At 30.0% G+C, this 14389-nt stretch carries 11 protein-coding genes and 4 tRNA genes; 10 read left to right on the plus strand and 5 right to left on the minus strand.

The genetic code is table 11. The annotated features are described in order from the left end of the window. Positions 1-2 precede the first annotated feature (2 nt). The 6 genes from ABUA17_RS11815 to ABUA17_RS11840 all read left to right on the plus strand — a co-directional run bounded on the left by ABUA17_RS11815 (position 3) and on the right by ABUA17_RS11840 (position 3476). Positions 3-2282 carry a xanthine dehydrogenase family protein molybdopterin-binding subunit gene (locus ABUA17_RS11815; protein ID WP_042402338.1) on the plus strand — a complete coding sequence of 760 codons (2280 nt, stop codon included), beginning with the start codon at positions 3-5 and terminating at the stop codon, positions 2280-2282. Positions 2283-2427: 145 nt separating this feature from the next. Further along, positions 2428-2997 (plus strand): nucleotidyltransferase family protein, encoded by a 570-nt coding sequence (locus tag ABUA17_RS11820; RefSeq protein ID WP_154821265.1) that lies wholly within the window; start codon positions 2428-2430, stop codon positions 2995-2997. Between the two features lie 117 nt (positions 2998-3114). Further along, positions 3115-3189 (plus strand) — tRNA-Glu (locus tag ABUA17_RS11825). 3 nt (positions 3190-3192) lie between these two features. Continuing rightward, positions 3193-3266, plus strand: a tRNA-Gly gene (locus ABUA17_RS11830). A 52-nt stretch (positions 3267-3318) separates the two neighbouring features. Next, positions 3319-3395, plus strand: a tRNA-Arg gene (locus tag ABUA17_RS11835). Between the two features lie 5 nt (positions 3396-3400). Continuing rightward, positions 3401-3476, plus strand: a tRNA-Lys gene (locus ABUA17_RS11840). Positions 3477-3661: 185 nt separating this feature from the next. Here ABUA17_RS11840 and ABUA17_RS11845 read toward each other — a convergent pair. Then, entirely contained in the window at positions 3662-5365 is a 1704-nt protein-coding gene (locus ABUA17_RS11845) for an ammonium transporter (protein ID WP_195951328.1), read from the minus strand. Between the two features lie 245 nt (positions 5366-5610). Then, on the minus strand, positions 5611-7704 hold the full coding sequence (locus tag ABUA17_RS11850; RefSeq protein WP_042402329.1) for a glutamine synthetase III family protein: 2094 nt from the start codon (positions 7702-7704) through the stop codon (positions 5611-5613). A 379-nt stretch (positions 7705-8083) separates the two neighbouring features. Between ABUA17_RS11850 and glnA the strand changes: the two genes are divergently transcribed. From glnA to ABUA17_RS11870, 4 genes are all read left to right on the plus strand, one after another. Further along, the gene (gene glnA, locus ABUA17_RS11855; protein WP_042402326.1) at positions 8084-9397 is read left to right on the plus strand and encodes a type I glutamate--ammonia ligase; all 1314 of its coding nucleotides are present in this window, start codon (positions 8084-8086) and stop codon (positions 9395-9397) included. A gap of 57 nt (positions 9398-9454) precedes the next feature. Then, the gene (locus ABUA17_RS11860) at positions 9455-10024 is read left to right on the plus strand and encodes an ANTAR domain-containing response regulator (protein ID WP_042402323.1); all 570 of its coding nucleotides are present in this window, start codon (positions 9455-9457) and stop codon (positions 10022-10024) included. Between the two features lie 190 nt (positions 10025-10214). After that, positions 10215-10724: a hypothetical protein gene (locus tag ABUA17_RS11865; RefSeq protein WP_195952442.1), complete on the plus strand. Its 510-nt coding sequence runs from the start codon at positions 10215-10217 to the stop codon at positions 10722-10724. Positions 10725-11033: 309 nt separating this feature from the next. Beyond that, positions 11034-12233 (plus strand): PAS domain-containing sensor histidine kinase, encoded by a 1200-nt coding sequence (locus tag ABUA17_RS11870; protein WP_195951326.1) that lies wholly within the window; start codon positions 11034-11036, stop codon positions 12231-12233. 32 nt (positions 12234-12265) lie between these two features. On the opposite strand, the gene ABUA17_RS11875 is transcribed toward ABUA17_RS11870, so the two are convergent. From ABUA17_RS11875 to ABUA17_RS11885, 3 genes are all read right to left on the minus strand, one after another. Continuing rightward, positions 12266-12787: a permease gene (locus ABUA17_RS11875; protein WP_042397929.1), complete on the minus strand. Its 522-nt coding sequence runs from the start codon at positions 12785-12787 to the stop codon at positions 12266-12268. An 8-nt stretch (positions 12788-12795) separates the two neighbouring features. Beyond that, positions 12796-13281 carry a hypothetical protein gene (locus tag ABUA17_RS11880; RefSeq protein WP_042397904.1) on the minus strand — a complete coding sequence of 162 codons (486 nt, stop codon included), beginning with the start codon at positions 13279-13281 and terminating at the stop codon, positions 12796-12798. A 147-nt stretch (positions 13282-13428) separates the two neighbouring features. Further along, positions 13429-14373 (minus strand): patatin-like phospholipase family protein, encoded by a 945-nt coding sequence (locus ABUA17_RS11885; protein WP_042397902.1) that lies wholly within the window; start codon positions 14371-14373, stop codon positions 13429-13431. Positions 14374-14389 lie beyond the last annotated feature (16 nt).

Genomic DNA, 14389 nt, shown 5'->3' on the forward strand with positions numbered 1-14389 from the left:
TAATGAAATATGTTAATAAAGGTATAAGAAAAAAGGATGCTATGTCATTACTTACTGGTAAGCCGGTTTATACAGATGATATAGCTCCAAGTAATTGTTTAATAGTTAAAGTACTTAGAAGTCCTCATGCTCATGCTTTAATAGAGGATATAAATGTAAGCATAGCAAGTAAAGTTCCAGGTATAGAATGTATTTTAACTTATAAGGACGTTCCACAAAAAAGATTTACAACAGCCGGTCAATCTTATCCTGAACCAAGTCCATATGATAGATTGATTTTAGATAAGAGACTTAGATGTGTAGGAGATCCTGTTGCAATAGTTGCTGGGGAAAATGAAAAGGCAGTAAATAAAGCATTAAATTTAATTAAAGTTAAATATGAGGTTTTAGATGCAGTATTAGATTTTAGGGAAGCTATAGATAATGATATTATAGTTCATCCAGAAGATGATTTTATTGCATTAAATGACTGGATTAATGTAGATAAAGATAGAAATATATGTTCAAAGGGTGACTTTGCTTATGGAGATGTAGAAGAAGAGTTAAATAAATGTGCTCATATAATAGAACAAACTTATCATACAAAAGCAAATAGCCAAGCTATGATGGAAACTTTCAGAGCATTTACAGAACTTGATACATATGGAAGATTAAATATAACAAGTGCAACTCAAGTTCCTTTCCATGTAAGACGTATATTATCAAATGCATTAGATATTCCAAAGTCTAAAATAAGAGTAATTAAACCGAGAATAGGTGGAGGATTTGGTGCAAAGCAAAGTGTTGTTGCTGAAATATTCCCAGCGATAGTTACAATGAAAACTGGAAAACCAGCAAAGATAGTCTATACAAGAGAAGAAAGTATGACTAATGGTAGTCCAAGACATGAAATGGAGATAAAGGTTAGATTAGGAGCAGATGAAAATGGTATAATAAAGGCCATTTATATGTATACTTTATCTAATGCAGGAGCATATGGTGATCATGGACCGACTACTGTAGGATTATCAGGTCATAAATCAATGCCTCTTTATAATGGAGCAAAGGCTTATAAATTTGAATATGATGTTGTTTATTCAAATACTATGGGAGCTGGTGCTTATAGAGGTTATGGCGCAACTCAAGGATTGTTTGCTTTAGAGTCAGCTGTAAATGAACTTGCAGATAAGCTTAATATCGATCCTATTAAACTGAGAGAAATGAATATGGTTGCTGAGGGGCAAATAATGCCTGCATATTATAATGAACCGGCCAATAGTTGTGCATTAGATAGATGCTTATCAAGAGCTAAAGAAATGATAGATTGGGATAATAAATATCCTTGTAGAGATATGGGGAATGGCAAGGTTAGATCTGTTGGGGTTGCTATGGCTATGCAAGGGTCAGGGATATCGTCAGTAGATACTGCGGCTGTTGAAATAAAGCTTAATGATGATGGATTCTATACATTAATGATTGGTGCAGCTGATATGGGAACAGGATGTGATACAATATTAGCTCAAATGGCAGCTGACTGCTTAGAATGTGATATAGATAATATAATTGTACATGGTGTTGATACAGACCAAAGTCCATATGATACTGGTTCTTATGCATCTAGTACTACATATATAACAGGTGGAGCTGTTATTAAAACTTGTGAAAAGATGAGAAAAAGAATTATTGAAGAAGCATCAAAGGCACTTGGATGCTCAATTGATAATTTAGAGTTTGATGGGAAAAAAGTATTTTCACTAGTAGATGAAAAGGAAATAAGTTTAATTGATATAGCAAATAATACTTTAGTTGGCGGATTTAATACTATAAGTGAAAGTGAATCACATTATTCAGAAGTTTCACCACCTCCATTCATGGTTGGAATAGTTGAAACTGAAGTAGATAAGCTAACAGGAAAAGTTGATATAATTGATTATGTAGCAGTAGTGGATTGTGGAACTGTTGTAAATCCTAATTTAGCTAGAATCCAAGCAGAAGGAGGAATAGCGCAAGGAATAGGTATGGCACTTTATGAAGATATTACTTACACTGAAAAGGGTAAGATGAGAAATGATTCATTCCTTCAATATAAAATACCTACAAGACTTGATGTTGGAAACATTAGAGTTGAATTTGAATCAAGCTATGAACAAACAGGGCCATTTGGAGCTAAGTCTATTGGAGAGATAGTTATTAATACGCCATCTCCAGCTTTAGCACATGCAGTATACAATGCAACAAAAGTTAATATAAGAACACTACCAATAACATCTGAAAAAATAGTTATGGGAATGATTAATAAATAGTTAAGAGTTAAGAGTTTTGAGTTAATAGTTTAGGAATAAATTTAGATTGAGCTGAATTTGAAAATATATATTTTTAGAAATTCCGATAGGAGTTTCATCCCTAACTATTAACTCTTAACTATTAACTAAATTAAAGGTTGGTTTTATGAAGATAAATTTAATTTTATTGGCTGCTGGTAATAGTAGGAGATTTAATGGAAATAAGTTGCTTGCTTTATATAAGGGTAAACCTATTTATATGCATGTAGTCGAAAAGGCACTTAATCTTGAAGTTAATAAAATAATATGTGTAACTCAATATGAAGAAATAAGAAAAAATTTAAAAAATACTAAAATTAATGTTGTAATGAATGATAATAGTGATTTAGGAATTTCTAGTTCTATAAAGCTAGGAATAAGTTTTGATAAAAATGCTGATGGATATATGTTTATGGTATGTGATCAGCCTTTCATGTCTTTAAAAACATTAAATTTAGTTAAAGATACATTTATTAATAGCGATAAAGGTATAGTTTGCGTGGGAAGTGGAAATAATAAAGGTAATCCAGTTATCTTTTCTAAAAAGTATATTAATGAATTATTATCACTTGAAGGGGATATTGGTGGTAAAAAAATAATAAAGGGGCATTTAAATGATTTTCAACTTGTAAATATTAATGATGAAATTGAGTTAGTTGATATAGATACTCAGGAAGAATATGTTAAAATTCTTTGATAAAAATGTTTACATTAAAATCTTTTAAATTTTTTATAAAAATTTTTGAAAATAGTGTTGACTTTTGTCTAAAAACACTGTAATATACAAAAAGTAGTCAGCAGTACATGTTGATCTGGCCCCTTGGTCAAGCGGTCAAGACACCACCCTTTCACGGTGGTAACAGGGGTTCGATTCCCCTAGGGGTCACCATATGCGGGTATCGTATATCGGTAATACTCCAGCCTTCCAAGCTGGAAAGGTGGGTTCGATTCCCACTACCCGCTCCATTTTAAAGTATTATAAACTAATAGAAATATGGAGTTAATAATATCTTAATTTGCGTGTTTAGCTCAGCTGGATAGAGCAACGCCCTTCTAAGGCGTGGGCCAGGAGTTCGAATCTCTTAACACGCACCAGTTTTGGTTTACTAGCTCAGTCGGTAGAGCACTTGACTTTTAATCAAGGTGTCCGGGGTTCGATTCCCCGGTAAGCCACCAAAAAAGAAACTCAATTGAGTTTCTTTTTTTATTCTGTAGATTATTAACATACAAATGTTAATTGTTAAATTAAGCTTGTGGATTATATTTAATGGCATGTGGATAAAATGCAATATTATATGTAAAAAAATAGTAGTAGATAAATAAAAAAAGAACTGTATCAAAATTGATACAGTTCTATATTTTTACTTTTCATCATCATCTTGTAGTGCATCATAACCTTCTTCGTTGGTTCTAATTTTAATAACATTCTCAACATCTTGAACGAAGATTTTACCATCACCAATTTTGCCTGTGTATAAAGCTTTCTTAATAACTTTAACTAAAGTATCAACTGGAATTTTACATACAACAATTTCTACTTTTAATTGAGGTAATAAAGTAACTTCGTCTAAAGGAACACCTCTGTAGTAATCAGTAGATCCTTTTTGCATACCATATCCTAAAACGTTGGTAACAGTCATACCAGTAATTCCTAATTTATCTAAAGCAACTTTTAATCTATCAAATCTATCTTGTTTTGTTAAGATGACAACCTTAGTGAATTTAGCATCAGTTTTAGATGTATTATAAACAACTGGAATTGTGTCTGTATTATCAATAGTAGTATTTTCAGGAACGGTAGAAGCTGATAATTGATTTAAGGTAATACCTGAATATGAAGCTCCTACAGCCATAAAGTCAGGATAACAGCTTTCAAGACCATGTTCCTTCTTATCAAGACCTTCAATTTCTTCTTCTTCTGATACTCGAAGACCAATGGTTTTCTTGATTACTGTAAATACAATAGTCATAGTGATAGCAACCCAAGCAATAACACAAATAACACCTAAGATTTGAGTACCTAAGAATTTGAATCCACCACCATAGAATAATCCGCCCTCAGTTGCAAAGAAACCAGTTAAAATAGTACCAAGAGCACCGCAGACACCATGTACAGATACTGCACCAACAGGATCATCGACTTTTAATTTTTTTTCAATAAATTCAACTGCAAATACAACAGCAAATCCAGCGAAAATACCTATGAAACATGCACCAACTGGACTAACTAAGTCACAACCAGCAGTTATTGCAACAAGACCTGCTAATGAACCATTTAATGTCATTGATACATCAGGTTTTTTATATCTGATCCATGTTATTATTAAAACTACACATGTTGAAACTGCAGCAGCTATATTTGTTGTCATGAATATTTTACTTGCAGTAACTATTGCTTCATCTCCAGTCATTGAAACTGTAGAACAACCATTGAATCCAAACCATGCAAACCAAAGTATGAACACACCTAAAGCACCAACTGTTAAATTATGACCAGGGATAGCATGAGCTTTTCCATCCTTAGAATATTTACCTATACGAGGGCCAAGTATTGTTGCTCCAATTAAAGCAGCAACCCCACCTACCATATGAACAGCTGTAGAACCAGCAAAGTCATGGAAGCCAAGTTGTGATAAGAATCCACCACCCCAGATCCAGTGTCCAGAAATAGGATAAATAATAGCACTAATTATTAAACTATATATACAATAAGAAGAGAATTTAGTTCTTTCTGCCATAGCTCCTGATACTATAGTAGCAGCAGTTGCACAGAAAACTGTTTGGAATATAACAAATGCAAAAGTTGGAATTGAAGAACTATAATCACCTTGTATAAAAAAGTCAAGTCCTCCTATTAAAGCACCATCTCCACCAAACATAAGCCCAAATCCTATAAGCCAAAATACTACTGTACCTATACAAAAGTCCATTAAGTTTTTCATTATAATATTACCTGCGTTCTTGGCTCTAGTGAATCCTGTTTCTACCATAGCAAAACCTGCTTGCATAAAGAATACTAGTGCAGCTCCTAATAAAGTCCAAATCGTGTCTAATGCTGAATACATTAATAATACCCCCTTTTATTTAAAGTTAATAGTTTAATAGACAGAGATGATGATTATTTAAATCTCATAAAAGTAATATTTTCAAATATATAATAGCTAGATTTTATAATGGTATCATCCGTAAGTATAATTTAAACTATAACTATTTTTAACTTTTTTATAAATAAGAAAATAAAATATGGCGTGCATCTTACTATAGGGGATATCCCTAAAGTAAAATACACGCCATTGTGCATTTATATTATTTAATCAACGCTAAATAGTAATTCTCCGTAGCTTGGGAGAGTCCAATACTTTTTACTTACTAAAGTTTCAAGCTCATCAACTACACCACGTAAGTGTTGCATATTAATAAATACTGATTCTCTATAGTATTTAGCTGTATCAAGTGGATCTGTATGAGTTTTAGCTTCTAATACAGATTTTTCTAAATCATCAAGTTTGCTATATAGAGAGTTTCCTAATTTTGAAATTTTATTAAGAAGTTCTTCTTCTAAATAGCATTGAATATTAGGCATTAATTGTTTTTTACCATTAGCTATTCTAGCAATTTCACCTTGATATTCAAGTACAGCTGGAATAATATCTTTTTTAGTCATATCAATCATAGTTAATGCTTCAATATGAAGTGTTTTACTATAGTTTTCTAGTAGTATTTCATATCTTGAATATAATTCGCTTTCAGAGAATACATGATGTTTAGTAAATAAATCAACATTTTTACTGCTTACAAAGTAAGGAAGAGCATCTGGAGTAGTCTTTAAGTTTAAAAGACCTCTTGATTCAGCTTCTTTAATCCAATCATCAGAGTAGTTATTTCCATTAAATACAATTCTATTATGATCTTTTATTGTATTTTTAATTAGTGTATTTAAATCTTCATCAAAGTTAGAACTCTTTTCAAGTGTATCAGCAAATTGTCTTAATTCTTCAGCTACTATTGTATTTAATATAATGTTAGGGCCTGCAATTGAGAAAGTAGAACCAAGCATTCTAAACTCAAATTTATTACCTGTGAATGCAAATGGTGAAGTTCTATTTCTGTCTGTAGTATCTCTAAAGAATTTAGGTAATACACGTACACCAATTTCCATTGGGCTCTTTTCCTTTGCTATATAAGTAGTCCCATTTTCAATTGACTTTAATATTTCAGTTAATTCATCGCCTAAGAACATTGATACTATAGCAGGTGGAGCCTCGTTTGCACCTAATCTATGGTCATTTCCTGCACTTGCAACAGAAACACGTAGTAAATCTTGATAATCGTCAACTGCCTTAATTACTGCCGTTAAGAATAATAAGAATTGTGCATTTTCTGCTGGAGTATCACCAGGTTCTAATAAATTAACACCTGTATCAGTAGAAATTGACCAGTTGTTGTGTTTACCACTACCATTTACACCAGCAAAAGGTTTTTCGTGAAGTAAGCAAGCTAGTCCATGTTTGTTAGCTATAGATTTCATAAGTTCCATAGTTAATTGGTTATGATCAGTTGCTATATTAGTAGTAGTAAATATAGGAGCTAATTCATGTTGAGCTGGGGCAACTTCGTTATGTTTAGTTTTAGCTAAAACACCTAATTTCCAAAGCTCTTCATCAAGTTCTTTCATATATGCAGAAACTCTTGGTTTGATAGTTCCAAAGTAGTGATCTTCCATTTCTTGTCCCTTTGGAGGTCTTGAACCAAATAAAGTTCTACCACAAAATACTAGGTCAGGTCTTTTTTCATACATTTCCTTATCAACTAAGAAGTATTCTTGTTCAGGACCAACAGTAGTAATTACTTTTTTTACATCATCTTTTCCAAATAATTTTAATATACGTAAAGCTTGCTTATTTAAAGCTTGCATTGATCTTAATACTGGAGTTTTCTTATCTAAAGCTTCACCGCTATATGAGCAGAATGCTGTAGGGATGCATAAAGTTCCATCTTTAATAAATGCATATGATGTAGGATCCCATGCAGTGTATCCTCTTGCTTCAAATGTAGCTCTAAGGCCTCCTGATGGAAAGCTTGAAGCATCTGGTTCACCTTGGATAAGTTCTTTTCCTGAGAATTCCATTATAATATTTCCGTTTTTATCTGGTGAAATAAAGCTATCATGTTTTTCAGCTGTAATGCCAGTCATTGGTTGGAACCAGTGAGTAAAATGTGTTGCACCTTTTTCTATAGCCCAATCTTTCATTGCATTAGCAACAACATTAGCAACTGCTAAGTCAAGTGGTTTACCAGCTTGAATAGTATTTTTAAGTGATTTGTAAGTTTCTTTTGGTAACCTTGCTTTCATAACACTATCATTAAAAACTAAGCTTCCAAATAAATTTGGTATATCTTTCATAATTATAACCCCCTTCAAATAAAAAAAGGCACCGTGGACAATCATTTGTCCACAGCGCCTTTGCTGTTTATGTAAGTATTATATGTCCAAAATAATGAAATGTAAATACTTTTTTAGAAAAAAATTGAAAATATTTTTTGAGTGGAAGTTTATTGATAAAAAATAGCTTATATTGTATAATATTAGAAATGGACAAAGGCGTTCATCAAATGTTTTTTAGAAGTACTTTTTTAAATCATAAGATGTAATCAAAGTTAAATTTGCAAAAACTACTAAAGATTAATTATTACTTATGAATAAGTTTGTAGACACTAAAAATATTTGATGGATGCTTTTTTGCGTAAAAAAATATAGGATTATTATAACTGGAGGAAGAGATATGTCATATACAGTTAGAGAGGTTTTGGAGTTTGTTAAACAAAATGATGTTAAATTTATTAGATTAGCTTTTTGCGATATGTTTGGAACACAAAAAAATATTTCTATAATGCCTGATGAATTAGAAAGAGCATTTAAAGAAGGAGTTTCATTTGATGCTTCAGCAATTAGAGGATTTGGTGATGTTGCAAAATCAGATTTATTATTATTTCCTGATGCAGATACTCTTAATGTTCTTCCATGGAGGCCACAACAAGGTAGAGTAGTAAGATTTTTCTGTGATATAAAAACTCCAGATAAAGAAGAGTTTTTATATGATAGTAGAAACATCTTAAAAAAAGTTGTTAGGATATGTCAAGAGAAGGGGTATACACCATACATAGGAACAGAGTGTGAATTCTATTTATTTAAAACAGATGAAGATGGTGAAGCAACTTATATTACTCATGATAAAGGTGGATATTTTGATATGGCACCAATTGACAAAGGAGAAAATATTAGAAGGGAAATTTGCCTTTGCTTAGAAGAGATGGGGATTAAACCAGAAAGTTCACATCATGAACAAGGCCCAGGACAAAATGAAATAGATTTTAAATACAGTGACTCACTTAATGCTGCAGATAATTTCTTAACTTTCAAATCTGTAGTAAAAGCCATTGCTGCTAGATCAGGACTTTATGCATCTTTTATGCCAAAGCCTATAAGTAATAAGAGTGGAAATGGATTGCATATAAATATATCATTAAACAAAAATGGTACTAATATATTTAAAGAGGAAAATGGACAACAGGCAGAAGTTGAAAGTTTTATAGCGGGAATATTAAGTAAGACAAGAGAAATTACAGCCTTTTTGAACCCTATCGTTAATTCTTATGAAAGATTTGGTAAATTTGAAGCGCCTAAATATGTTTCATGGTCACATCAGAATCGTTCACAGTTAGTTAGAATACCAGCAGCGACTGGTGAAAAAACAAGAATGGAATTAAGATCACCTGATTCAGCTATAAATCCTTATTTAGCATTTTCATTAATACTTGGAGCAGGATTATATGGAATAGAGAATTCACTTAAGTTACCAAAGGAAATAAATGAAAATCTATATACATTAGATGAAGAGAAATTAAAGGATATAGAAGTATTGCCAGAAACACTAGAAGAAGCATTAGATATTGCAAAGAATAGTGAATTTATTAGAAGTATAATAGGTAGTGATGTTTTAGACAGATATATAGAGTTAAAGGAAATTGAAGCTGATCAATATAATAAGTCAATAGAAAAGGAAAAAATGAAAAGGCTATATTTTGAATACATTTAACATTATTTTAACAATTAGTAGGCCATGAAATATAGATAATGCAAGGGGGCGTAATTTTTGGATAGTATTCTAATAGTATCGAGCAGTAAAAAGGGAATGTCATTTTTTACTGAAGTGCTCTCTCAAAATTCCTATGGGGAAATTGTTACAGTAACAAATGGTGGGGAAGCAAGGAGACTTTTAGTTGAAAGAGATTTTGATTTATGTATTATAAATGCACCATTAATAGATGAATTTGGGGATGAATTTGCAAAAGATATAGTTTCTAACGGAATTGGACAAGTAATTCTTGTTGTTAGAACAGATATTTATGATGAGGTAAGTGAAAAAGTAGAAGAGCTTGGAGTAATTACAATAGCTAAGCCTATGAATAGAACTATATTTTGGAGTGCATTGAAAATAGCAAATGCTACATATAATAAAATGTGCAGATTGAAGAAGGAAAATAATAAGCTTTTGCAAAAAATTGAGGATATTAGGATGATTGATAGAGCCAAATGTATATTGATTCAATATTTAAATATGACTGAAGCTGAAGCTCATCGATATATAGAAAAACAAGCAATGGATATGCGATCAACTAGAAAAGTTGTTGCAGAAGGAATTTTAAGAACTTATGAAAATTAAACAAATATAACTTTTTATAATAATATAGTTTTTATAAAATCGGCATTTTGAACTTTAGTGTAATAATATTATATAGTTCATTATGACCGATTTTATAATTATATGATAAAAAAAGTTTTTAATAATGTATATATGTAAAATTATAAATATAATATTAATATAAATATTAGAAAATATAAGGTGATGAAAAATGCTTATTTCAGTTAAAGAAAATGTTTTTAAAAAAGAAGTTGAAATTAAATTTAATAATATTACTGAGGGGTTTAATAGATATAAGAATAAAACAATAAGTGCAATAAATGAGGAAAATTTTGAAAGGGGAATGATTTGCTTTTTACAAGAAGCTGTAAAGTTAAATGGACTTAATAGTTCTTATGTTGACTTTTATTATAATTCTTTGTCTGAAGAAGACAAGGTTAAACTAGTAGAGATGGTAAGTGTAGATGATAGGAAATTTATAGAGTCATTTAAAGAGAAGAATACAACTGGTGGAATTTATTATTACTTGACTCTAGACAGTGTTCCTTTTATAAGTAGATTGAATTCAAATGAAATATTATTTTCAAGTATATATTTTACTAAAGAAGAGTGCACTATATGGGGTAACTACAATAAGAGGTTTCCTATATTTTATAAAGAGGAGCATGTATTAATGAAATATGTTGATATAGCTAACAAATATGGATTAATAATAGATTAATAAAGTAAATATGTATAAGAAACATGAAAAGTGGGGAATTGCGCAGGAGTTATAAGAACAATAAAATAAAATAGTATTAATTTTATTCAATAAAATAAAATATTTAATTATTAAAAAATATGGAAATTAAATTTTAATTATTATTTATATTAATAAAAATACACAAAAAAAGAAAAAAATAAGATAATTGGTAAAAAAAGGTTGAAGAAAAAAGTAAATATATGTATAATGTATTTAGAAAGTTTTAAAGAGGGTATATTAGTAAATATTAAGAAGTATTGAGGATGGTACGGGGGGGATCGAGAGATTATGCAAGATCTTTTAGGATTAGATAGAAATGACCAACTAGAATATTTTTTTGAAATATCAGTTGATCTTATGGCTATTATAGGTACTGACAAGAAAATTAAAAAAGTAAGTAAGTGTTGCAAAGAACTTTTAGGATGGAGTGAAGAAGAACTTACTTTATCAGAGTGGAGCAATTTTGTTCATGAAGATGATGTATTTAAAGTTTTAGCATATATAAGAAATTCAAATATTAAAAACGGAATTAAGGGATTAGAGCTTAGATTTAAATGCAAGGATGAAAGTTATAGATGGATAGAAAATAATTGTAGATATGTTGAAGAAAGTGAGGTATATATACTTACAGCTAGGGATATAACTGAGAAAAAGCAAATTATGGAAGAAAAAATAGCTTATGAAAAAGCAATTGAATTAGAAAGTATAAAAAGTCAATTCTTTTCAAATATATCACATGAATTTAAGACACCATTAAATATTATTTTAGCTACAATGCAAGTAATAAATAAAAATATTGAAAATAAAAGTATAATTTCAATTGAAGGTGCCAATTTAGATAGATATATGAATTCAATTAAACAAAACTGTTATAGACTTCTTAGATTAGTTAATAATATTATTGATATAAGTAAAATCGACTATGGGTATTATGATATTGAGCTAGGAAACTATAATATTGTTAGTGTGGTAGAAGATATAACGATGTCCGTTTTAGAATATGTTAATAATAAAGGAATTGAACTTGTATTTGATACTGAAGTTGAAGAAGAGATAATAGCATGTGATCCGGATAAAATTGAAAGAATAATATTGAATTTATTATCTAATGCAATTAAATATACGGAAGCTGATGGAAAAATATCAGTTAATATTTATTCAGATAAAGAAAATGTATATATAACGGTTTCAGATACTGGAATAGGGATTCCAGAGGAAAAAATTAACAAGATTTTTGAAAGATATGAACAAATTGACAATAAACTTACAAGAAACTTTAATGGAAGTGGAATAGGATTATCATTAGTAAGATCACTTGTAGAAATGCATGAAGGTAGAGTGTGGGTAGAAAGTAAGGTAAATGAGGGGAGTAAATTTATAATTAGTCTTCCAAAGAAAACCGTAGCTACTGAGAATGTAAAAAGTGTAGATTTAACAAAATCAAAAGTAGAAAAATGTTCTATAGAGTTTTCGGATATATATAAATAAATGTAGGCACATAGATAAGTTAATCTATGTGCTTATTTTTCGTTATATATTTTTTCAAGCTCATTTTTAGGGGTTAATAAACTAACGAAGTAGCTCATAATCAGAACTCCAGGGATATCTATAATTAATCGAACTAAGGTAAATTTTAAACCTAATGCAGAAAACTCAAATAGTAATGTTGAGATTTTAGTCAAACACCAAGCATTCATAAAAATTATTACATTTGAGAACTTTGCACCTTTCTTTATTAAGACAGCTGTAAATGGAAATGAAGCATACATTGGGCCTGCTGCTACAGAGCCAATTAGCATTGCTAGAATTATTCCAATAACTCCAGATTTATTGCCCATATATTTCATAAGTTTTTCTCTTGGAACCCATACATCCATTAATCCAAGCATTAGCATTATAGGAGGTAGTACTGATAGCATTTGTAGTATGTTTGATGTTACACTATTAATTACCTTTAAAAATACGTTATAACTAAAAAATGAAATTATAATGAGAAAAATTAAAGAAATAAAAAATGATCTGTATCGTTTTATAAATTTAATTAAAACTTTCATATAATCATCATAATCCTTCCTAATAAAAGTCCTACTATTATTGAAAAAATAAATCCTATGAAATTTCTAAGAAAAGCAGCTCTCTTGCCTATATATTTCGATTCAAGTGGATACGTCATTAAACCAACAAGAACAAGTGTTGATACTAAAGTACCAACTTGTGCATATCCAGCACCGCTTGACAGTAAGGTATTACCAAGTGAAAAAGCCACGAAAGTTGGCATCATTGTAATTGAACCTAGAATTGCTGAAAGAATTATACCTAAAAATCCAGAATTCGCACCTATGATTTTTGAAATTGTATCAGCACTAAGAAAAGCCAGTAATATACCAACAGTAACTACAATAAAAAGAAATTGAGGCATAATATTTTCAAAGGATTTTAATGCACTAATTAATGCCTTCTTTGTTTTAGGTTTATCTTTTATAAAGGATAAAACTAATAAAAAAATGGATAATCCATATAGGATAATAGAGGTCATATTAATCTCCTGATAAGTAATTTTATTTATATAATATGATCATTTAGTAGAGGAGGTTATAAAAAATATTTTCTCTATATATAAATATTGAGAAATAAACTACAACAATTAACTAAATTATTGTAGTTTATTAGATAAATATAAATTTTAATAATAATAGTGACCTCTATTGTCGCTTCTGTATCTAGAGATATAAGAGTCAAAGTTCCATTTGGCAAGGAATTCTTTAGCACATTTATATCCAGAATTAAATAGTGTTAAGTATTGATCTTTTGATATAGCAAAATCAATTGTGCCTATGTTATAGGTTCGTATTTTTATTGTTCTAACAGAATCCTTATTATTTAAAAATGCTTCATCGCTATTGGCTAATATAGTGTCAATAAGATCACAAGAGTAAGTTATTAAATTACTATTATTAGGATGATTTTTCTTTAAATCATTATCACTAAGAAGTTTTAATCCAAATGTAGGCCATTTAGGAGTGCCTTCAACATCAAAAAGCCATATAGGAAAATTGCTTAGTATTCCACCATCCACAATATAACTTGCTTCTTTTCCATTTTTTAATATAACTGGATTGAAGTAAAAAGGAAGGCTAATACTCATTCTTACAGCTTTAGCAATATTAAATTCCATTGGGTCTATATTATAATCCTTTAAATCATCAGGTAATACTATAAGTCTTTTATTTGTAATATCTGAAGCTATAACTTTAAGAGGACTTTCACCATTTTTGGCTATATCCTTAAATTTTGTTTTTCCTTTTGCTTTGTATAGATTATTGAGATATTCTTCTATGTTATTTCCTGAGAAGAGTCCTTTGTTTTTAAATAGACTAACTGTAGGACCTATGAAGGGAAGAAGAGTAAGTTTGTTTTTTTCATAGAAGTCTGTAAAATTTATGTTTAGTAACATGTTTTTTAAGTCTTTTCCTGTGTAGCCAACTGCTAATAATGAACTTACTATAGCACCAGCTGAAGTACCAGCAAAATGTTCAAATGTATATCCTTTTTCCTCTAAATAATAAATTGCCCCTAATAAGGCAATTCCTTTTACTCCACCACCTTCACATACGATATCGGCTTTCATAAATTCACCACCATAC

This window comes from Clostridium sp. RTP31139st1_H3_RTP31139_211217 (assembly GCF_040227035.1).
Taxonomy (GTDB): domain Bacteria; phylum Bacillota; class Clostridia; order Clostridiales; family Clostridiaceae; genus Clostridium; species Clostridium saudiense.